Annotated in this window: 22 protein-coding genes; 11 read left to right on the top strand and 11 right to left on the bottom strand. The window is 74.0% G+C overall.

The genetic code is table 11. The annotated features are described in order from the left end of the window. Nucleotides 1–180 precede the first annotated feature (180 nt). The 3 genes from I5Q34_RS32140 to I5Q34_RS32130 are packed head-to-tail and all read right to left on the bottom strand — an operon-like array spanning nt 181 to nt 3,796. On the bottom strand, nt 181–1,323 hold the full coding sequence (locus I5Q34_RS32140) for a bifunctional 2-methylcitrate synthase/citrate synthase (RefSeq protein ID WP_199895965.1): 1,143 nt from the start codon (nt 1,321–1,323) through the stop codon (nt 181–183). A gap of 20 nt (nt 1,324–1,343) precedes the next feature. Then, nucleotides 1,344–2,249 (bottom strand): methylisocitrate lyase, encoded by a 906-nt coding sequence (gene prpB / locus I5Q34_RS32135; protein WP_199895964.1) that lies wholly within the window; start codon nt 2,247–2,249, stop codon nt 1,344–1,346. Beyond that, nucleotides 2,249–3,796 (bottom strand): MmgE/PrpD family protein, encoded by a 1,548-nt coding sequence (locus tag I5Q34_RS32130; RefSeq protein ID WP_199895963.1) that lies wholly within the window; start codon nt 3,794–3,796, stop codon nt 2,249–2,251. Before I5Q34_RS32130 ends, prpB begins: the two co-directional genes overlap by 1 nt. A gap of 182 nt (nt 3,797–3,978) precedes the next feature. Here I5Q34_RS32130 and I5Q34_RS32125 point away from each other — a divergent pair, with 182 nt between their 5' ends. The 3 genes from I5Q34_RS32125 to I5Q34_RS32115 all read left to right on the top strand — a co-directional run bounded on the left by I5Q34_RS32125 (nt 3,979) and on the right by I5Q34_RS32115 (nt 8,225). After that, nucleotides 3,979–5,415: a short-chain fatty acyl-CoA regulator family protein gene (locus I5Q34_RS32125; protein WP_199895962.1), complete on the top strand. Its 1,437-nt coding sequence runs from the start codon at nt 3,979–3,981 to the stop codon at nt 5,413–5,415. A 28-nt stretch (nt 5,416–5,443) separates the two neighbouring features. After that, nucleotides 5,444–6,382, top strand: coding sequence for an NAD-dependent epimerase/dehydratase family protein (locus I5Q34_RS32120; protein ID WP_199895961.1), 939 nt, complete (start codon nt 5,444–5,446; stop codon nt 6,380–6,382). A 997-nt stretch (nt 6,383–7,379) separates the two neighbouring features. Further along, nucleotides 7,380–8,225, top strand: a complete 846-nt coding sequence (locus I5Q34_RS32115) for an alpha/beta fold hydrolase (RefSeq protein ID WP_199895960.1) — start codon at nt 7,380–7,382, stop codon at nt 8,223–8,225. Here I5Q34_RS32115 and I5Q34_RS32110 read toward each other — a convergent pair. Next, the gene (locus I5Q34_RS32110; RefSeq protein WP_199895959.1) at nt 8,212–9,795 is read right to left on the bottom strand and encodes an alpha/beta hydrolase; all 1,584 of its coding nucleotides are present in this window, start codon (nt 9,793–9,795) and stop codon (nt 8,212–8,214) included. The two genes, I5Q34_RS32115 and I5Q34_RS32110, sit on opposite strands and share 14 nt — an antisense overlap. 111 nt (nt 9,796–9,906) lie before the next feature. On the opposite strand from I5Q34_RS32110, the gene I5Q34_RS32105 reads away from it, so the two are divergent. Both I5Q34_RS32105 and I5Q34_RS32100 read left to right on the top strand, forming a co-directional pair. Beyond that, the gene (locus tag I5Q34_RS32105) at nt 9,907–10,452 is read left to right on the top strand and encodes a GNAT family N-acetyltransferase (RefSeq protein ID WP_199895958.1); all 546 of its coding nucleotides are present in this window, start codon (nt 9,907–9,909) and stop codon (nt 10,450–10,452) included. 80 nt (nt 10,453–10,532) lie between these two features. Beyond that, nucleotides 10,533–11,381: a YwqG family protein gene (locus I5Q34_RS32100; protein ID WP_199895957.1), complete on the top strand. Its 849-nt coding sequence runs from the start codon at nt 10,533–10,535 to the stop codon at nt 11,379–11,381. Here I5Q34_RS32100 and I5Q34_RS32095 read toward each other — a convergent pair. Beyond that, on the bottom strand, nt 11,362–12,876 hold the full coding sequence (locus I5Q34_RS32095) for a carboxylesterase/lipase family protein (RefSeq protein WP_199895956.1): 1,515 nt from the start codon (nt 12,874–12,876) through the stop codon (nt 11,362–11,364). The genes I5Q34_RS32100 and I5Q34_RS32095 overlap by 20 nt on opposite strands. A gap of 91 nt (nt 12,877–12,967) precedes the next feature. Here I5Q34_RS32095 and I5Q34_RS32090 point away from each other — a divergent pair, with 91 nt between their 5' ends. Next, nucleotides 12,968–13,576: a TetR/AcrR family transcriptional regulator gene (locus I5Q34_RS32090; protein WP_199895955.1), complete on the top strand. Its 609-nt coding sequence runs from the start codon at nt 12,968–12,970 to the stop codon at nt 13,574–13,576. Between the two features lie 18 nt (nt 13,577–13,594). Here I5Q34_RS32090 and I5Q34_RS32085 read toward each other — a convergent pair whose 3' ends face one another. Beyond that, a complete protein-coding gene (locus I5Q34_RS32085) occupies nt 13,595–13,873 on the bottom strand; it encodes a DUF1540 domain-containing protein (RefSeq protein WP_199896085.1) in 279 nt (92 codons plus the stop codon). Between the two features lie 177 nt (nt 13,874–14,050). Between I5Q34_RS32085 and I5Q34_RS32080 the strand changes: the two genes are divergently transcribed. Beyond that, nucleotides 14,051–14,773 (top strand): MBL fold metallo-hydrolase, encoded by a 723-nt coding sequence (locus I5Q34_RS32080; RefSeq protein WP_199895954.1) that lies wholly within the window; start codon nt 14,051–14,053, stop codon nt 14,771–14,773. Nucleotides 14,774–14,816: 43 nt separating this feature from the next. Here I5Q34_RS32080 and rpsR read toward each other — a convergent pair whose 3' ends face one another. From rpsR to rpmG, 4 genes are read right to left on the bottom strand one after another with little or no spacing between them, the layout of a single operon-like run. Next, nucleotides 14,817–15,053 carry a 30S ribosomal protein S18 gene (gene rpsR / locus I5Q34_RS32075; protein ID WP_199895953.1) on the bottom strand — a complete coding sequence of 79 codons (237 nt, stop codon included), beginning with the start codon at nt 15,051–15,053 and terminating at the stop codon, nt 14,817–14,819. A 55-nt stretch (nt 15,054–15,108) separates the two neighbouring features. Beyond that, nucleotides 15,109–16,260 (bottom strand): GTP-binding protein, encoded by a 1,152-nt coding sequence (locus tag I5Q34_RS32070; RefSeq protein WP_199895952.1) that lies wholly within the window; start codon nt 16,258–16,260, stop codon nt 15,109–15,111. Continuing rightward, nucleotides 16,257–16,514 carry a type B 50S ribosomal protein L31 gene (locus I5Q34_RS32065; RefSeq protein ID WP_199895951.1) on the bottom strand — a complete coding sequence of 86 codons (258 nt, stop codon included), beginning with the start codon at nt 16,512–16,514 and terminating at the stop codon, nt 16,257–16,259. Before I5Q34_RS32065 ends, I5Q34_RS32070 begins: the two co-directional genes overlap by 4 nt. A 45-nt stretch (nt 16,515–16,559) precedes the next feature. Further along, nucleotides 16,560–16,724, bottom strand: coding sequence for a 50S ribosomal protein L33 (gene rpmG, locus I5Q34_RS32060; protein ID WP_199895950.1), 165 nt, complete (start codon nt 16,722–16,724; stop codon nt 16,560–16,562). A gap of 80 nt (nt 16,725–16,804) precedes the next feature. Here rpmG and rpmB point away from each other — a divergent pair, with 80 nt between their 5' ends. The 3 genes from rpmB (at nt 16,805) to rpmF (ending at nt 17,613) form a co-directional block, all read left to right on the top strand. Beyond that, a complete protein-coding gene (gene rpmB / locus I5Q34_RS32055) occupies nt 16,805–17,041 on the top strand; it encodes a 50S ribosomal protein L28 (protein ID WP_199895949.1) in 237 nt (78 codons plus the stop codon). Further along, nucleotides 17,041–17,346, top strand: coding sequence for a 30S ribosomal protein S14 (gene rpsN, locus I5Q34_RS32050; protein ID WP_199895948.1), 306 nt, complete (start codon nt 17,041–17,043; stop codon nt 17,344–17,346). Before rpmB ends, rpsN begins: the two co-directional genes overlap by 1 nt. Before the next feature lie 96 nt (nt 17,347–17,442). After that, entirely contained in the window at nt 17,443–17,613 is a 171-nt protein-coding gene (rpmF, locus tag I5Q34_RS32045) for a 50S ribosomal protein L32 (protein WP_199895947.1), read from the top strand. Nucleotides 17,614–17,936: 323 nt separating this feature from the next. Here the strand turns inward: rpmF and I5Q34_RS32040 are convergent, their stop codons facing one another. Next, on the bottom strand, nt 17,937–18,998 hold the full coding sequence (locus I5Q34_RS32040; RefSeq protein WP_277965427.1) for a PP2C family protein-serine/threonine phosphatase: 1,062 nt from the start codon (nt 18,996–18,998) through the stop codon (nt 17,937–17,939). A gap of 351 nt (nt 18,999–19,349) precedes the next feature. Here I5Q34_RS32040 and I5Q34_RS32035 point away from each other — a divergent pair, with 351 nt between their 5' ends. Then, nucleotides 19,350–19,535 (top strand): hypothetical protein, encoded by a 186-nt coding sequence (locus tag I5Q34_RS32035; RefSeq protein ID WP_199895945.1) that lies wholly within the window; start codon nt 19,350–19,352, stop codon nt 19,533–19,535. The last annotated feature ends 391 nt before the right edge of the window (nt 19,536–19,926 follow it).

Raw genomic sequence — 19,926 nt, 5'->3', positions numbered from 1 at the left:
CCCTTGTCCGCCGGGATCAGCAGCCCGGGCCGGCTCGGCCTCGAACAGGGCGGCCAGGACCTGCCGTTCGCCGATTTTGGGGTCGGCCAGGGCCCGGGTGGGGGGCCACCGTCTGCCGGCTGTCGGAGAGGAAGGCCCGGCGGAAGCGGGCGATCGCTTCGGGTCTGCCGCCGAGTCGCGCTACCTCGCGGCGTACGCCGGAACCGCCCGCTGCGCCGGCCCCGTATAAGCCCCCAACGGCCGGATCAGCGCATTGTGGGCGAGTTGTTCCGTGATGTGCGCCGTCCAGCCGGTGATGCGGCTCATCACGAAGATCGGTGTGAACGCCGGGACGTCGAAGCCCATCAGGTGGTAGGCGAGCCCCGCGGGGTAGTCGAGGTTGGGGTGCAGGCCCTTGCGGCGCAGCATGGCCGTGCTCAGGGCGGAGTGGAGGGCGGCCAGGCGGGCCGTGCCGGGGGCGTCCGAGCGGGCGGTGAGCCGGTCCGTCGCCTCCTGCATGATCGGGACGCGGGAGTCGCCGTGCTTGTAGACGCGGTGTCCGAAGCCCATGATCTTGCGCCGGGCGGCCAGCGCCTCGTCCAGCCACCGGTCGACGTGCCGCGGCTCGCCGATCTCCCGGAGCATGTGCAGCACGGCCTCGTTGGCCCCGCCGTGCAGGGGTCCCTTGAGCGCGCCGATGGCGGCGGTGACCGCGCTGTAGAGGTCGGAGAGGGTGGAGGTGACGACCCGGGCGGTGAACGTCGAGGCGTTGAAGCTGTGTTCGGCGTAGAGGATGAGGGAGACCTCGAAGCAGCGGACGACCTCGGGGTCGGGGACGGCGCCGAAGCACATGTGGAAGAAGTTCCCGGCCAGTCCGAGGGACGGGTCCGGCGGGATCGGCGCGAGGCCGTGCCGCCGGCGGTGGTCCGCGGCGACGACCACCGGCAGCTTCGCCAGCAGGGTCAGGGACTTGGCGCGGTTGGCGGCGGGGCTGCCGTCGTCCTCCGCGGGGTCCTCGGCGCCGAAGAGGCTGACGGCGGTGCGCAGGACGTCCATGGGGTGGCAGGTGTGCGGCAGCCGGGTCAGCAGCTCGGCCGTCGTCCGGTCCAGGGGGCGCAGGGCCCGTTCCCGCGCCCGGAACTCCACGAGCTGGTCGCGGTCGGGCAGTTCGCCGTGCCACAGGAGGTGGGCGACCTCCTCGAAGGAGCAGTGCGCGGCGAGGTCCTGCACCGGATAGCCGCGGTAGGTCAGGGAGTTGGTCTCGGCGACGACGGTGGAGATCGCGGTGCTGTCGACGACGACGCCGGCGAGCCCGCGGTGGATCTCGGGCAGGGTGGTGGTCATGGGGGCCTCCGGTGCGGGGATCAGGTGCCGGGCGGGAGCGTGAAGTCGAAGACGGCCGAGTCGAAGGCCGCGTACTCCTCGTAGCCGAGGAGTTCGTACAGCCGCGAGCGGCTCTGCATGCGGGGGAGGAGCGATGCCTGGGTGCCCTCGGCGGCCAGGACGCGCAGACCCTCCTCGACCGCGCCCATGGCCAGGCGCAGCAGGGTGACGGGGTAGAGGGCGATGTTGTAGCCGAGGTTCTCCAGGGTGCGGGCGTCCAGGAGCGGGCCCTTGCCGAACTCGGTCATGTTGGCGAGCAGCGGTACGTCCACGGCCGCGCGGAACGCCGCGAACTCGGCCTCGTCCGCGAGAGCTTCGGGGAAGACGGCGTCGGCCCCGGCGTCGACGTACGCCTTCGCCCGGTCGATCGCGGCCGCGAGCCCCTCGGGGCCGCGGGCGTCGGTGCGGGCCATCAGCAGGAGGTCCGGGTCGCGGCGGGCGTCGGCGGCGGCCCGGATCCGGCGGGCCATCTCCTCGCGCGGCACGACGGCCTTGCCGTCGAGGTGGCCGCACCGCTTGGGGTTGACCTGGTCCTCCAGGTGCAGCCCGGCCGCGCCGGCGTCCTCCAGCAGCTGCACGGTCCGGGCGGCGTTCATGGGCTCGCCGAAGCCGGTGTCCGCGTCGACGAGGAGCGGGAGGCCGGTCACGCGGGCGATCTGCCGGGCGCGGTCGGCGAGTTCGCCGGCCGTCGTCAGGCCGATGTCGGGCAGCCCCAGGTCCGCGGAGAGTACGGCGCCGGACAGGTAGACGGCGTCGAAGCCGGTCTCCTGGACCATCCGGGCGGAGAGCGGGCTGAGGGCGCCGGGTACGCGCAACAGCCGCCCTGAGGCGAGGAGTTCGCGGAAGGAGCGCCGGCGCCCGGCGGGCGTGGTGCGGGTGTGGAGCATCAGAACAGCCCTCCGGGCAGCCCGGCGTCGTACGCGGCGACGGCCTCGGTGTCGACGGCGGGGAAGAGCGCGTCCAGTCCGCCGGTGCCGAGCGTGGGCAGCCGGTCGGCGGCGGACAGGAAGCGGTCCTGCGCCTCCGCCGTGACCCGGCCCTCCGTCAGGGTCCGGAACTTGGCGGTGTATCCGGCGCGGTCGAAGGGCCGTGCCCCGGCGGGGTGGGCGTCGGCGACGGCCAGTTCGTCCTCGATGACCGTGCCGTCGTCCAGCGTGATCACCGCCCGGCAGCCGAAGGCGCGCCGCGCCGGGTCCGGATCGTGGTAGCGGCGGGTCCACCGCGGGTCCTCGACGGTGGTGACCTTCCGCCACAGCGCCACGGTCTCCGGGCGGCGGGCCCGCTCGGGCGCGTACGAGCGCTCGTGGTGCCACACCCCGTCCTCCAGGGCCACCGCGAAGACGTACGGCACGGAGTGGTCCAGCGTCTCGCGGGACGCGGACGGGTCGTACTTCTGCGGGTCGCCGGAGCCGGACCCGATCACGTGGTGGGTGTGGTGGCTGGTGTGCAGCACGACGGAACGCACCCTCCCCCAGCCTCCGGCCGGGGGTGCCCCCACCAGTGGCCCGGCCTTCTCCCGCAGCCGCCGGGCCAGGTCGATGACGGCCTGCGCCTGGTACTCGGCGGAGTGCTCCTTGGTGTACGTGTCGAGAATGGCGCGCCGCGGCTCGCCGGGTGCGGGGAGCGTGACGGTGTACGTGGCCTCGGGGCCGCCCAGCATCCAGGCGAGGAAGCCGTCCTCGCCCTCGTAGACGGGCGACGGGGCGCCCTCGCCGCGCATCGCGCGGTCCACGGCCTCGATCGCCGCCTTCCCGGCGAAGGCCGGCGCGAACGCCTTCCAGCTGGAGATCTCGCCCTTGCGGGACTGCCGCGTGGCGGTGGTGGTGTGCACCGCCTGCTGCACGGCCTGGTGGACGACCTCGGTGGGCAGCCGCAGCAGCGCGCCCAGGCCGCAGGCGGTGGCCGCGCTCAGGTGGGCGACGTGGTCGATGCGGTGCTCGTGCAGGCAGATGCCCTTCACCAGCGCGACGTGCACCTCGTACGCGGCGATGATGCCGCGCAGCAGGTCGGCGCCGGAGCGGCCGGCGTGCTGGGCGACGGCCAGCAGGGGCGGGATGTTGTCGCCGGGGTGGGAGTAGTCGGCCGCCAGGTAGGTGTCGTGGAAGTCCAGCTCCCGGACCGCCGTGCCGTTGGCCCACGCCGCCCACTCGGGAGAGACGCGGACGCCGGGCGCCGCACCGAGGACCGAGGCGCCGGGCGCGGCGGTGTGCGGGAGGGCCTGGGCGCGGGCGACCGCCACCGGGCGGCGCAGCAGCGAGGCGACGGCCACGGAGGCGTTGTCGACGACGCGGTTGACGGCCATGGCCGCGGCGGCCGGGTCGAGGTCCCGCGCGTCCTGGGTCGCGGTGGCGACGGCCGCGAGCTTCCAGGCGAGCTGCTCCTCGCGGGGCAGCCGGGCCGAGCTGGGACGGACGCGTACCTGATGGTCGATCACGGGACTCCTCGGGGGAGGGCGAGGGGGCTGGTCGCTCCGAGCCTTCCCCGTCGGCGCCCGCACCGCGAGCCCTCCACTCTGTGGAATCAGTCCAGGCCGGCGGTGTGAAACTGCGAATCCTGCGAAAGATGCGAATGGTAACTTCGCAGGAACGCCGACGGTGGGGAGGAGCGGTGCACCGCATGGGACGCCCGGAGGGCCGCAAGGTCTACGCACACGCCAAACTCCGCAGACTGCGCCGCGAGCACGGGCTCAACCAGGTCGAGCTGGCCCGCCGGCTGGGCATCTCCACCAGCTACCTCAACCAGATAGAGCACAATCAGCGCCCGCTCACCGCCCCCGTCCTCCTGCGCATGGCGGAAGTCCTCGGCGTGGACGCCGAGTTCTTCTCCGAGGCCGAGGAGGAGCGCCTGGCCACCGACCTGCGCGCGGCGCTGGGCGACGAGGCCTGCGGGGTCGCGGTGCCCGCCGGGGACGTGGCCGACGTGGCGCGCGACCACCCCGAGGTGGCCCGCGCCCTGGTCGCCCTGCACCGCCGCTACCGCGACGCCGCCGAGCGGGCCGCGGCCCTCGCCGCCCCGGGCGACGCGGCCGCCGCCCTGGTGCCGGCCGAACCCCACGACGACGTACGGGACTTCTTCTACGCCCACCACAACCACTTCGAACCGCTCGACGCCGAGGCCGAGCGCACCGCCGACGCCCTGGGCCTCGCCGGAGCGGGCCGCGCCGCCGACGCCCTCGCCCGCCGCCTGGCCGCACGCCACGGCGTGACCGTCGTCCAGGCCGCGCCCGAACGGGCCGCCGACGTCCGGCGCTTCGACCCCGGCCGCGGACTGCTCTTCCTCTCGCCCTGGCTCGACGACGGCCGGCGTGCCTTCCAACTCGCCACCCAGCTCGCTTTCCTGGAACACGGCCCCCTGCTCGACGCGCTCGTCGCCCGGGCCGACGTCGGCCCGGGCCCGTCGGCCGCCCTCGCCCGCATCGGCCTCGCCGACTACTTCGCCGGCGCCCTGCTCATGCCGTACACCGCCTTCCACGCCGCCGCCGAGGAGCTCCGCTACGACATCGGGCTCCTCCAGGCCCGCTTCGGCGTCGGCTTCGAGACCGTCTGCCACCGCCTGAGCACCCTGCAGCGCACCGGACGGCGCGGCGTCCCCTTCTCCTTCCTGCGCGTCGACCGGGCGGGCAACATCTCCAAACGCCAGTCCGCCACCGACTTCCACTTCTCCCGCCTGGGCGGCACCTGCCCCCTGTGGACCGTCTACGAGGCGTTCTCCGCCCCCGGCCGCGTCCTCACCCAGGTCGCCGAAATGCCCGACGGCAAGCGGTACTTCTGGATCGCCCGCACCGTCACCCGCGGCGGCTCCGGCCACCGCGCCCGCCGCGCCGAGTTCGCCGTCGCCCTCGGCTGCGAACTCCGCCACGCCCACCGCCTCGTCTACGCCGAGGGCATCGCCCTCGACGATCCCCGCGCCGCCACCCCGATCGGCCTCGGCTGCCGCATCTGCGAACGCCGCGACTGCGCCCAGCGGGCCCGTCCGCCGGCTGGCGGCCGGCTGGCGGTGGACGCGGACCGGCGGACGCAGGTGCCGTATCCGGTGGTGGACGGCGGCCGATGATGTCCGTACCTGCCGTTAACCTGCGCGTATGGATCTTCATGTAGTGATCGGCCACGGGCCCGCCGGGGCGGCCACCGCCCGGCTCCTGGCCGAACGGGGGAACGCGGTACGAGTGATCACGAGGTCGCCGGGGCGGGCGGCACCCGGGACCGAGCGCGTCGCGCTGGACGCGGCGGACGCCCCGCGGCTGACCGAGGCCGTGCGGGGCGCGACCGCGATATACCAGTGCGCCGCGCCGCCGTACCACCGCTGGGCGGCCGACTGGCCGCCGCTCGCCGTGTCGGTCGGCGCGGCGGCGGAGGCGAGCGGCGCGGTGCTGGTCATGCTCGGCAACCTCTACGGCTACGGCCCGGTCGACGGCGCGATGGCCGAGACCTCGCCGCTCGCGGCCGCCGGCCCCAAGGGGCGCCTGCGGGCCGGCCTGTGGGAGCAGGCGCGGTCCCTGCACGAACAGGGCCGTATCAGGGCCGTCGAGATCCGCGCCTCGGACTTCTTCGGCCCCGGCGTCCTCGACGGAGGGCACCTGTCCGCACGGGTCGTCCCCAACATCCTGCGCGGCAAGCCCGTCCTCGCCCTCGGCGACCCCGACGCCCCGCACAGCTGGACGTACCTCGACGACGTGGCCCGGACGCTCGTCGAGGCGGCGGCCGAGGAGCGGGCCTGGGGACGCGCCTGGCACGTCCCGACGGCACCGCCGCTGTCCGTCCGCGAGATGGCGGACGGGCTCGCCGGACAGGCCGGGGTCGCGCCGGTCCGGGTGCGCGGGCTGCCCGCGGGGGTATTCGGCGCCCTCTCCCTCTTCTCGCCGCTGATGCGCGAACTGCGGGAGATCCGCTACCAGTTCGACCGGCCGTTCATCATGGACTCGACCGCCTGGACCACCGCGTTCGGCACCACCGCCACGCCCCTGGAGGAGCAGCTCCGGGCGACGGTGGACTGGTGGCGCCAACGGCTCGTTGGCGGGTGACGGTCCCTCACCCGCCGCTCCGGATCCGCCGGTACGCCGCGCGGTAGCCCGGCGGATCCCACGTCGTGGCGCCGCCGCTGTCGGCCGCCGTCGCGATGCGCACGGGGCCGTGCAGCCGCTCGGCGGCCTGCCGGAGAAGGCGCGGTTGAGCTCGTCGACGAGCTGCCGGCCCTGCTGGGCCGGCGGTTCGGGGACGGTGGCCGTCTGGAACCGGCGGCTCTCGATGCGCTGGGAGGCGGACGGACCGCTGTCGCCCGCACCGATGCTGAAGGGAGCGCCGGCCCCCTCGCGGCGCGTCCCCGTTCCCGAAGGAAGCGGACGGCACCCATTCGCGGTGCCACCACGGCCCGTACTCCGAGTCCGGACCGAAATCCTCCTCGTCCTCCTCGTCCCCCATGACGCTCATCCGCATGCTCCAGGTATCGGCTATGCCTTGGGAGCCGGGCAGTTGCCAGTGGGAGGGGACGGGATTCGCGAGGCCGCTGCCGTCGTTTACGCAGCAGTGACTCGACCAGTGGGCCGGGGAGCCGGGCACCCAAGGTGGCCGCGGTCGCGGCCAGGGCGTCCGGCCCGGCCGGCGGGGCGAGCTCGGCGAAACCGGCAGGGGCGTGCCGCAGCAGCGCCTTCTCGATCCGCGACCACGATTGCGCGATGGACGATGTCATGCGGCGCATGCTGCCACCCGCCACTGACAATCGACCGTTTGCCCAGGTCGGATCCCCTGCGCGAACAACGCTGCGCGAGGCAGAGGTTGGCCCCTCAGCCGCTTCGGACTCCAGGAGTCCGACGAGTCGTCGGTGCCTGTCGAATACCCTGACCGGACCGAATTCGGTGTCTTCGTCCAGGTGTTCCAAGGACGTCTGGACTCCTTCGGTGCCGCGGCACATGCAACATCGCCCCTCTGGCAGTTGAAACGTGGACGTGCCGATGGCCACGGCCTTGCCGGCGCGGCCGCACATCCCTTGCTGTGTTCGTCGCCGGTGATGAGGATGGAGCCATGCCCACGCTCACCGCGGCCGACGGGACGGAACTCGCCTATCACGTCATGGGCGAAGGGGAACCGCTGCTGTGCCTGCCCGGCGGACCGATGCGCGCGTCCGCCTACCTCGGGAATCTGGGTGGCCTGTCGAGGCGGCGGCAGTTGGTCATGCTCGACCTCCGTGGCACGGGTGACTCCGGCATACCCGGCGATCCGGCCACGTACCGCTGCGACCGGCAGGTCGACGACGTCGAGGCCCTCCGCGATCACTTCGGATGGGACCGCGTCGACGTTCTCGCGCACTCGGCCGGCGGCGATCTCGCCATCCTCTACGCGGCCCGGCACCCACAGCGCATCCGCACACTGAGCTTGATCACAGCCCGCGCCCGCGCCCTCGGTGTCGACTTCACCGCAGAACACCGCCGGGAGGCGGCCGCGTTGCGCACGGCCGAGCCGTGGTTCGAGGACGCCCGCGAGGCCTACGAAGCCATCTGGGCCGGAACCCCCGCCGACGCCGACTTCGACGCCGCCACTCCTTTCTTCTACGGCCGTTGGCACGCCGTCGCCCAGGCGCATGCCGCGGTCGAGGTCACGCAGACCAACGAACCGGCAGCGGACCGCTACGCGTCCCCGGGCGCCTTCGACCCCGCTGCGACCCGCGCCGCCGTCGCCCGCCTGGCCGCGCCGGTGCTGGTGCTCGCCGGCGAACTCGACGGCGGCCCGCGTCCCCATGTCGCCGCCGGCATCGCGAAGTTGTTCCCTCGCGCCGAGCTGACCGTCCAGCCGGGCGCCGGCCACTACCCGTGGCTCGACGACCCCGTCCGCTTCGCACGGGCCGTCGCGTCCTTCCTCAGTCGCCCTTGAACGGGTTGTCGTGCCCGCCGCGGCACACCGTCCCGTCCGCCGGCCGCCTCCCCGTCAGGAAGTACGTGGACACGTGGTTGACGCTGCACCTCGTCACGGCACCGTGGCCGAAGCCCTCGTTGACGACGAGCCGTGCTCCCGGCCCCATCGCGGCCCGCATGGCCTGCGCCCACGCCAGCGGAGTGGCGTTGTCCCAGCGCTCGTTGACGATCAGCGGGCGGGTGGAGGACCGGTTCCACGGGCCCGTGTACTTGTAGCCGCGCGGCTGGTGGGCCGGCCAGCCGGCGCACACGGCGTTGTCGAGGACGCGGAACGCCCCGAACACCCTGCTGTCGCGCTCCGCGCCGCGGACCCGGCGGAGCCACCAGCCGGGATCGGCGGGCGCGGCCGGGAAGTCCAGGCACAAGGTGGCGTTGCGGCTGTCGTACATGTTGAACGAGTAGCCGTCCGGGTCCCGGCGGTACGGAGCCGGGAGCCGCCAGGTGGGCAGCGCGATCTCCGTCTCGGGGAGCGCCTGGCGGTAGGGACGGTTCTGGAACACCGCGCCGTACATCGCCTGGAGGTCCCTGGCCGCCTCCCGCGCCGTCGTGCCCGGAGTGGAGACCACCAGGGCGTCGTGCACGAGACGGCGCCAGGTGATGCGCACGTCGGGCACCTGCGCCCCGGCGGGGCGCAGCCGGCCGACGAGGCGGTCGAACTTGCGGTTCGCGCCCCCGGCGAAGGCGCAGTCGCCGGGGTGGGCGTCGCAGGCCCGCAGCGCCGCCCTGAGGGTGCGTTCGCCCTGCACGGTGTCGCTGCGCATGAAGCCCGGGAGGTCGTTCAGCCACAGGCGCGCGTCGACCACGCCGTGCAGGACCATCCTTCCGGTGCTGCCGGGGAAGCGGTTGGCGTAGACGGCGCCGATCACCGTCCCGTAGGAGAAGCCGATGTAGTCGAGCTTCGGCCGGCCCAGGGCCCGGCGCAGCCGGTCGAGGTCGTGGACGGTGTCCATCGTCGACATGTCGGACAGCAGGGACCCGGCGTTGGCCCGGCAGAGGCGGGCCGTCTCCTGGTCGGTGCGGATCTTCTCCCGGACGCCCTTGTCGGTACGGGTGTCGGCCTGGTGCGTGTAGAGCTCCTCCATCCGCTCCTGGGGGCCGCAGCGCAGCGACGGCCTGCTGTGCCCCACGCCGCGCGGATCCCACGTCACCAGGTCGTATCGTTCGGCGGTTCTGCCGACGACGGTCTGGAACAGGCCCGTGAAGCTCAGGCCGTCGGCGCCGGGGCCGCCGGGGTTGCCGAAGAGGACGCCCAGCCGCCTGCCCGGTCCGCGGGCGGGGCGGCGCGCGAGCGCGAGCCTGACGGTCTGCCGGCTCCCGGTCGCGTAGGAGAGCGGGACCTCCAGGGTCCCGCACTGCCAGCCCGCCGCGACGGATCCCTCGGACAGCCGGGGGCACGATCCCCAGACCACGGAGGGGGCTTTGCCGGCCGGTTCCTCCGGGAGGCGCTCGCCCGCCGCCGTCGCGGGAGACAGCCACGCGGTCAGCGTCAGCGGAAGCACCAGGGCCGAAATCACCGAAAGCCGTCTCACGCGCCGCTCCCTTCAGGATGATCGGATCCGACATAAACACATGGAAGGGAAATCTCGTCGATCTTCGGTGCGCCGAACAGGTGAATGCGCGGACTGTGCTTCCCTTCCGGAATGACCATCAGGAGCTTTGAGATATGTGGTGGGCGGCCGGGGCCTGCCGTCCGCGCCAGGACCGACGGCGATATCGAGGAGTGCGCGCGTGTCCTCGCGGAGGTCCACCGGCGGGACGGGTATCCGGTGAACTGGCCGGACCGGCCCGGCGATTGGGTCGCGGAGGCTGCCGCCCTGGGGGCCTGGGTCGCCGAACTCGAAGGCCGGGTCGTGGGCCACGTCGGCCTGTCCCGGAGCGGGGAAGGGGATCTGGCCCCCGGGGTGTGGAGCGAGCGGAACGGCGCGGGGCGGGAACAAACCGCGGTGGTCGGCCGGTTGTTCGTCGCTCCGGGGGCGAGGGGACACGGCGTCGGCGCGCTGCTGATCGGCCGGGCCGTCCGGGAAGCCCGCGGCCGCGGCCTGCAGCCGGTGCTCGACGTCGTGGCGTCCGACACCGCCGCCGCGGCGCTGTACGAGCGGCTGGGATGGGAGCTGATGGCCACGGTCGGGCAACAGTGGGGACCGCGGCGGACGGTGACCGTCCGTTGCTACGCCGCGCCGTCGTGACGCGGCCCCGGACCGCGTCCGACCTGCGGTTCACGGCCCGGGCGGACCCGTTGTCAGTGGGTGCGTGCATCATCGTCTCCATGACTCAGAGCATCACCGACGCACTGCACGCGCTCGCCCACCAGCACCTGCCCGACGACATCGCCGAGCGCTGGATCGGCCTGCTGCGACCGGGGCTGGCCCTGGACACGGCCGCGGGCACGGATCCGGTCGTCGGCCGGCTCGGCGGCCTGCCGGAGCTGCCGGAGAACGAGGAGTGGCCGATATGGGAGGGCCACGGCCCGCTCTCCTTCGTCGCCTCCCTCGACTGCGCCGCGCTCCCCTCCGCCGGCCTCGACATCACCCTGCCGACGGACGGCACGCTGGCCTTCTTCTACTTCGACGGGCAGGTGGACGACGGGGTCGCGGTGGTCGCGCCCGACGATCCGGACAGCTGGGCGGGGGCGCGCGTGCTGTACGTGCCCGAGGGCGTCCGCGTCGTCGAGCGCGCGGCCCCGGAGGGAATCGGGGCGTACCCGGAGATCCCGCTGACGGCCCGCGCGGAGACCACCGCCCCGTACCTCTGGCACCCCGCCGTCTACCGGGAGTTCGCGCCGATGCCCGACGACCACCCGCTGTGGTCCGAGGAGTTCCAGGACGCCCTGTGGGACCACTCCGAGGGCGCCGGACACCGCGTCGGCGGCCACGCGGACCCGGTGCAGGACGAGGTGGAGACCGAGGTCGCCCACGGCGCCCTGCACGGCCCGCCGTGGGACGACCCCCGCATCCAGGAGGAGGCCCTCGGATGGACGCTGCTCGCCCAGTTCGACTCGGACGACGACGCCGAGATGATGTGGGGCGACTGCGGCACCCTCTACTGGCTCATACGCCCCGAGGACCTGGCCGCGCGCCGCTTCGACCGCGCGATGTTCACCTGGCAGTGCGGCTGACGGGACCCCTGCCTGCCTGAACGAGATCGAACGGGTCCGGGGCGCGGCCCGCCCAGATCCGGCGGGACGCCTGTTCCGGGTAGGGCACGGTCCTCGACTCGGTGTCCAGGACGCGGGTGAGCCGCCGGCCGGGCCGGTAGGCGGCCCAGCCGGGGTCGCCGGTCGTGGCGAAGCGGACCCACGCCTGCTGGAGCTCCCGGGACACCGCGAGGGCCTCGGGGGCGGGCGGGTCGCCGAGGAGCTGTCGGCCGGCGGGGCTGTCCGGGGTGCCGAACGCGAGGGGGACGTCGAGGCTGTGGCAGGCGCCCAGCGCCCCTCCGAGGGCCAGTTCGAACAGGAAGGAGGTGCCGCCGGCCGCGGCGTTCGCCTCGGCCAGCAGCAGCGAGGGCATCCGGAAGAGGGCGTCGGAGTACACCGACTCGACCAGCTCGTCGGGGGTGGCCCCGGGGTGGGCGGCACGGTAGGCGTCCGCGCCGTCCGGTGCGGGGGCGAACAGGTCCAGGGCGGTACGGGCTTCCTCGTCGGTGAACGTGCCCAGCCGTCCGGTCATGACGCTGAACAGGCGGAATTCGTCGCGGGTGTGGCCGACGAGGAGCTCGGCCCCGTTCGCGCGGCCGCCGGTCAGCGCGGGCCAGGGCGTTTCGGGGAGGACCTCGCCGTCGACGACGGGGCAGACGGCGATGCCGACTTGGGCGAGCCGTCCCCAGCTCGCGCGGCGGGAGGGGAGGTCGGCGCAGAGGGCCGTGAGCTCGTCGGCCAGGCGCCGGGGTGCGACGTCGGAGAGGGCCTCGGCGGTGGGTGCCGTGCCGAGCCGCTCCGCGAGCGCCGCGGCGACCTGCCGCGCCAGCGCGGGGGCGCAGTGCCAGCCCGGCACCGAGTGGGTGATGGCCCGCCGGAACAGGCCGCGCGCCGGCTCCATCGTCAGCAGGGCGGCGACCGACCCCGCCCCGGCGGACTGTCCGGCCACGGTGACCCGGCCCGGGTCCCCGCCGAAGGCGGCGATGTTCCGCTCCACCCAGCGCAGCGCCGCGATCTGGTCGAGGAAGCCGCGGTTGGGCGGGGCACCCTCCAGGAGGGCGAAACCCTCGGCGCCCACCCGGTAGTTGACGCTGACCACGACCAGCCCCGCCGCGGCCGGCGCGGTCGGGTCGTACATCGGGTCGCGCGTGTCCGCCGTCACGTAGGCGCCGCCGGGTATCCACACCAGTACCGGCAGCCCCGCCGCGCCCGGATCGGGGGTGCAGACGTTGAGGGTCAACCAGTCCGTGTCCTCGGCCGAGTTCGCCCCGGCCGTAGGGCCGGACTGCGGGGCCGTGGGGCCGAAGTCCACGGCCCGCCTCGTCCCGTCCCAGCGGCGCGGCGGAGCCGGCGCGGCGAAGCGCAGCGTTCCCACCGGCGGTTGGGCGTACGGGATGCCGCGGAACACCGCGTGCCCCCGGCGCCGGCGGCCCTGGACCGTGCCCTCCGCGGTGCGCACCTCGGGGTGTTCGAGCATGTCGCCTTCCTTCCTCCGCAGGGACTTCCAGGGTTATCGGCCAGTTGTAATATGTCAACCGTAATGTAAAGAGTGACGGGAGGAACCGGCGATGCCGAAGCAGGTGGACCACCGCGAACGCCGCGAAGCGATCGCCCGAGCACTGTGGCGGGTGGTGGAACAGCGCGGCGTCACCCACCTGACCGTGCGTGAGGTCGCGCGCGAAGCGGGCTTCTCCCACGGGCATCTGCAGCACTACTTCGCCACGCGGGCGGAAATGCTCTCCTTCGCCATGGACTTCGCGTCCGAACAGACCTCGCTGCGCGTCGCCCGGGGCCTGGAGGAGCTCGGCGACCGGCCGCACCCCCGCGACGTGCTCCGGCTGATGCTCACGGAGATGCTCCCCCTGCACGCCGACACCCGCGCGACCAGCCGGATGAGCGCCGCCTACGTCCTGGAGGCGCTGCACGACAGGAACATCCACGCCCGGGCACGCGAAGGACTCGCCCAAGGGCGTGCCCTCGTCGAGCAGTTGGTCCGCCAGGCCGTCGCGGACGGGCACATCCGACCCGACCGCGACCCGGTGACCGAGACGAACCTCCTCCTCGCCCTCACCGGCTTCACCACGCTCCTCGAACTGGACGTGATCGAGCCCCGGGAGGTGCTCACCGCCATCGACGAGCACCTGGACAGGCTGTTCACCGGAAACGGCGCCGGGTGACGGGCGTCCGGGCCCGGCCTACCGCGCCGTGTACGTCAGGCAGTCCGCGGAGTCCTGCAACGCCGCCACCGTGATCCCCGGCGCCTGGCACTCCAGGTCCTGGTTGTGCAGGCACCCGGCCATCTTGCACGCCCCCACGCGGCCGGTCGCGGTCGCGTCGCCCCCCTTCGTGGGAAAGGTGAAGAACGTGTCGCACTGCGCGTGCGTCGCGTCCCCCACCGTGATGGCCAGGGCGTGACACGCGCTGTCCTGGTTGTAGGCGCACACGTCCACCTCGCACACGGCCACTTGCGGCATGTCCACTGGGTTCTCCTCCGGCAACTCGGCAACGGCGTCCGACGATGTGTTCCTCCGGCGGCGCGCGGCGACACCGCGCGTCCCGACGGTTCACCCGGAAGCCCGTTCGCCCGCGGCTCAATCCGCCCAGGGCGCAAAGCGTGGGGGCGAAGACGGGAGCCCGCCTACCGTGGCGGCATGACGAAGCTTCAGGCGCGGCAAGTGACGCCGGACATATGGATGTTGGAATTCACCGTCGGCCAGGCCTACGCCGTGCGCCTGCCGGACGGCTGGGCGATGGTCGACACGGGGCTCGGCGGTCCCGGGCAGGCCGAGGCGGCGCTCGACGCGCTGGCCGCCCTGCCCGGCCCCGGGGAGCTGCGGGAGATCGTGCTCACCCACTACCACCTCGACCACCGCGGCAACGCCGCCGCCCTCGCCGAGGCCACCGGGGCCCGGGTGCTGGCCGGCGCGGGCGACGCGGCCGTGATCCGGGGCGAGGCCGAGGAGCCGCCGCCCGTTCTGGAGGAGTGGGAGGTCCCGGTGTTCGGGAGCGTCCAGGCGGTCATCGCCGATGCCGGGACGCCGCCCCCGGCCCCCTGCCGGGTGGACCGTGAACTGGCCGACGGGGACGCCCTGGACTGGGGCCAGGACGTGCGGATCGTGGGCGTTCCGGGCCACACGGCCGGCAGCATCGCCCTCCATCTGACCGGGAGCCGCGCCCTGTTCACGGGCGACACCATCGCCCGGCACCTGGAGGTGATGCTCGGCCCCTTCAACATCGACCGCCCGCAGGCCGTGGCCTCCTTCCGGCGCCAGGCGGCGCTGGACGTGGACGTGGCGTGCTTCGGCCACGGCGCGCCCCTCGTGGGCGGGGCGGGGAAGACGCTCAGGGAGGCCGCCGAGCGGCTCGGGGGCTGACGCGGGCCCGGCCGGCTCCCGGTGCGCCCGGGCCCGCCACCCGCTACCGGCCGGCGTACGGCAGCAGCGCCATCTCCCGCGCGTTCTTGATCGCCGCGGCGAGCTGCCGCTGCTGCTGCGCCGTGACGCGGGTGACCCGGCGGCTGCGGATCTTGCCGCGGTCGGAGAGGAACTTCCGCAGCAGATCGGTGTCCTTGTAGTCGATGTACGTGATCCCGGCCACGTCGAGGGGGTTGGGACGCGGTCTCGACGGAGTGCGGGGGTTGTGACGGCGGGCCATGGGGGCCTCCTGATGGTTCGTACGGGGTGGTTTCGCGCGGGGTGGTCGCGCGGGGTTACGGGACGGGGTCGAGGAGCGGGGCGAAGGCGGCCGGGAAGCTCTTCCACCCCTCGCGGCCGGACGCGTACTCCGCGTCGGTCAGCAGGCAGGAGTCGAGCAGCCGCACCAGGCCGTCCCGGTCCAGGCCCGGGGACGTGAAGACCAGGTGCTGGCAGCAGTCGCCGTGCTCGGCGTCCCAGTCCAGCGCGGCGGCGGCCCGCCGCAGGGCCGGGACCATCTCCCAGGCCGCGTCGGGCAGGGCGGCGAGCCACGGGCCCGCGCTCTCCACGCACAGGGCGCCGCCCGCGCAGTCCCAGCCCAGCAGGGTGTCCGGGCGGTCGGCGAGCCAGAACCGGCCGCGGCTGCGGGCCGCCGCACAGCTCAGGTCCTCCAGCGCCGCGTGCAGCCGCTCGGGGTGGAACGGCCGGCGGCGGTGCCACACCAGGGTGGCGACCCCCGCCTCGTCCGCCTCCTGGGGCAGGAGGGCGCAGGACGGGTGCTGGGCCGCGGCGGCCGTCTCGACGTCGAAGCCGCCGAAGGCCGCGGCCGCCAGCTCACCCGAGCCGACGCGGACGAGGCGGGCGGTCGGGTGGAGCTGCGCCAGCAGCGCGCGGTCCTCGTCGTCGGCCTCCTCGCCGTCGACGACCGCGAGCACCGGGGCGTACTCCAGCTGCCGCGCCCAGGTGTCCGCGACCGTGCGCCGGTCGGTGACCGCGGCCGCGAGACCGGCCTCGGCCAGGTCGTCCCCGTCGCCGAGGTACGGGAGGACGAGCGCGGGGTCGACGGCCGTGATCACACCGGTGAGTTCGAACGGTCCGGCGTGGGCCGCGACCACCTCGGCCATGGCCTTGGGCTCGACGGAGTCCCACAGCTCGACGACGGCCAGCCGGGTGGTGCCGCCGACGGCCAGGCGCTCCAGCTCGGGGACGAGGTCCTCCCGCAGCGCGCAGCAGGCGCAGTCGTTGACCAGCGGCGCCTCGCCGGAGTCGGCGACGCCGACGGCGTCCCGCACGGTGCGCAGGACCCGGCCCTCGGCGGCCGACGACAGGTCGTGGTGCAGGGCGACGCTGCCGGGCACCGTGCGCAGCAGTTCGTCCACGGCCGCCCGGCGGGCGGCGGCGTGCAGGCCGCCGACGAGGGCGACGGCCAGTGCGGAGGGGTCCCTCATCGGCCGGCCCCCCGCGATCCGTAGCGCCGTTCGAAGCGCTCGACCCGTCCGGCGGTGTCCACGACCCGGGCGTTGCCGGTGTAGAAGGGGTGGCTCGCCGAGGAGATCTCGACGTCGACGACGGGGTAGGTGTTGCCGTCCTCCCACTCCACCGTCTTGTCGCTGGTCATGGTGGAACGGGTGAGGAAGGCGAAGTCGGCGGCCTTGTCACGGAAGACGACGGGGCCGTACGGGGGGTGGATTCCGGGCTTCATGGCGGGTGTTCCTTCTCCGGGGACGGGATGTGCTCGGCGCGGCGGTCAGCGTTCTTCGCGGTAGTCCACGTGCCGTCGCGCGACGGGGTCGTACTTGCGCAGGGTCAGCCGGTCCGGGTCGTTACGGCGGTTCTTGCGGGTGACGTAGACGTGGCCCGTGCCCGCGGTGGAGCGGAGCTTGACGACCGGGCGCAGTTCGTTGCGTGCCATGGGCGCTACTATACGGCAATGGAAATCATTTCCATCTACGTTCTCCGTGCGGAGAGCTCCGAAGAGAGGCAGGTAACACCTTGTCCGCCCACTGCCAACTGACCGGCGCCCGGCCGGGCTTCGGCAACACCATCTCCCATTCGCACCGGCGCACCTCCCGCCGGTTCGACCCCAACATCCAGCGCAAGCGCTACTGGCTGCCGAGCGAGGGACGGTACGTCCGGCTGACGCTGAGCGCCCGGGCGATCAAGGCGGTGGACGTCATCGGCGTCGAGGCCGCCGTGGCCCGCATCCGCGCCCGGGGGGTGAAGGTCTGATGGCCAAGAAGAGCAAGATCGCGAAGAACGAGAAGCGGCGGGAGATCGTCGCGCGCCACGCGGCGCGGCGCGCCGAGCTCAAGGAGATCATCCGCCGGCCGTCCACGCCGGAGGAGGAACGGGCCGCTGCCGTACGGGAGTTGCGGCGACAGCCGCGCGACGCCAGCGCCACGCGGGTGCGCAACCGTGACGTCGTCGACGGCCGTCCGCGCGGCTATCTGCGGAGGTTCGGACTCTCCCGGGTCCGGCTGCGGGGGCAGGCGCACGCCGGGATGCTGCCGGGGGTGACGAAGTCGTCCTGGTGACGGGTGGCGACGCCGGCCGGGTTCGCTGATGTGGAAATGGGATCCATTTTCATATAGCCTGGCCGGCGTCACCTCATCCGACCCAGGAGACTCCCCATGGCCGTCCCCAAGCGCAAGCTCTCCCGCAGCAACACCCGCCACCGGCGCGCCCAGTGGAAGGCCACCGGCGTGCAGCTGGTGCCCGTCATGATCGACGGCGTGTCGTACCGGGTGCCGCAGCGGCTCGTCAAGGCGTACGAGCGCGGGCTGCTGCGGCCGGAGGGCTGAGCGGGCGGCCCGCCTTGGACCCCGCCGTCAGGGCCGTGACGACGGCGCGGATCGTCGGGCGGCCGTGGAGCCGGCTCCACGGCTCCTTCGGTCCGGGCGGCGAGCGCGTCGTCGCACCGTGGGCGGTTCATCCCGGTCACGGCCCCGGGCCGGGGAGCGCGCCTCCGGTTCCTGAACGGGCCCTTGTTTCCCAGCTGTTGAGCAAGGCTCAGCTCTCCGGTTCCGTCCTGCCTTCAGGACCTCGCCCCGCGCCCCGCATCGTGGCTGCGCCCGCCTGGCGCCCCATCTCCCTGAAGGGGTCCGTCACAGGCCCGACAGCCCCCTCAGGACTCCCCCCGAGTGATCGCCAGCAGCGCCATGTCATCCGTGATGCGGCCACCCGTGTGCCGGCCGACGTCCGTCAGCAGCGTGTCGAGCAGTTCGTCAGGGCCCGGGAAGTCCTCTCCCGTCAGGGCCGCGACGGGGTCGAAGAACGTTCCCGTGCGGTCCTTGGCCTCCGTCAGGCCGTCGGTGTACAGCAGGAGGGTCGCCCCGGGAGGGAAGCGGACCGTGTCGGTGGGGGCCTCGCCGGGGGACAGTTCGCCCAGACATAGAGGGAGGGACGGTTCGGACGGCTCCAGGGTGCGCACCCGGCCCCGGCGCTCGCGCAGCAGCGGGGGCGGATGGCCGCGGCTGACCAGGCGCAGTTCGTCGCCGGAGGACGGGAGCTCGGCGAGTACGGCCGTGACGAACTCCTCGGGGCGGGCGTCCCCCGCGCCTTCCCGGAGCAGGGCGCGTTCGAGCCTGGCCGCGACCCGGGTGAGCGTGGGTTCGTCCTCGGCGGCCTCCCGGAACACGCCGAGCACGACGTCCACCGTCTTGACCGTCTCCATGCCCTTGCCCCGGACGTCGCCGACCAGACAGCGCACGCCGTACGGGGTGTCCTGCACGCCGTAGAGGTCGCCGCCGATCTGCGCCTCCCGGACGGCCGCCTGGTAGCGCACGGCGATGCGCAGGGGGCCGATGGCGGCCGGCGGCCGGGGGAGGACGGCGCGCTGGACGGCGAGGGCGATCTCGCGCGCGGACTGCAGCCGTACGTCGCGGTAGCGCATGAGGCGGTTCACGACGACGGCGAATGTCGAGACGGTGGCCACCGTCGCGAGCTCGCCCTGCCCGCTGGAGTTGTCGAGGAAGCCGAAGTGGGTGAGCGACGCCGCGTCGGCGGCGCAGGCGCCGATGCCGGCCAGGATCGTCGCGCGCAGGGACAGCAGGGCGGCGGCCGTCATCGGCGCGGCGACGTAGAAGGCCTCCGGGCTGAAGTGCGGAGGGGTGTAGAAGTCGATGAGGACGCCGGTGGCCAGCAGGAGGAGGGGGACGAGGCGGAGGTGGCGCAGGAACCAGGGCACCAGGGCGCCGCTCCCTGTGCCCGGTGTCCTCACCTGCCCGCTCCCGGTGTCTTGTGCCGCAGTCGTGCCGTACGCCGAGCTCAAGCATCGTCGGGCCGGGGCGCGCATGCCACCGTGGGGATGCCGTACGGGTGCCGGTGAGCATCCGACCGCCGCGCCCACCGTCGAGGAGTCCGCGCTGCGGGACGTATTCGCTGAACTGCTGGAACGCGAGCGGGGCAGACGGGCCCCGACGGCGACTCGGCTGGGCCTGCCCGGATTGCACCGACCGCGCGGCGCCGGAGGCATCGTTCCGCTCGCCGACGCCGTTGCGCATGCGTTCGCCGTGCGGCTGGAGGGGCGGCGCCGGCGATGAGGGACTCCCGGTCGGTGCCCGTGGACCGGTGGTGGGTGGTGCCGGCCCTGCTCGACGACGAGGGCGGGGAACTGCCCGTTCCGGGGGCCGGCGAGGAGGCGGTGGAGCTGCGGCGGGCCCGGGGCGGGGCCGATGCGGGAGATCGGTGGGGCGTTGGGGGAGTGGCCCCTCATAGATGCTGATGGTTCGTCAACTTCTCTGCGTCGGTTGGGTGATGATGCGCCGTGCAGGGGTGGGTCGGTTTGTGGCGGGGCGGTTCGTCGGGTTGTGGGTGGGTGGGGGACGGTCGGTGGCGCAGGGGGTGGGGTCGGGGGCGTCCAGGGTGGGTCGGCGTGGGGGTGAGCGGTGGGTACGGCGGAGGGATGCCCCGGTCCCGCCCTTTCTCCGTTTCCCGGGGGCCCCCGGGCCCCGACCGCCCTGCGGGCGGTGATGGCGGGGGCTGCGCCCCCCCCCCGCCCGCGCCGTCCCCCGGCCCGGGGCGGGGCGCCGCCCCCAGGGCCCCCCCCATGCGGCTCGCCGCGTGGACCCGGGCGGCGCCCCGGGCCCACGTACCCGGTGGGCACACCTCGCCCC

The organism is Streptomyces sp. AV19 (genome assembly GCF_015999245.1).
Classification (GTDB): domain Bacteria; phylum Actinomycetota; class Actinomycetes; order Streptomycetales; family Streptomycetaceae; genus Streptomyces.
This window is presented reverse-complemented; position numbering and strand designations above follow the sequence as displayed.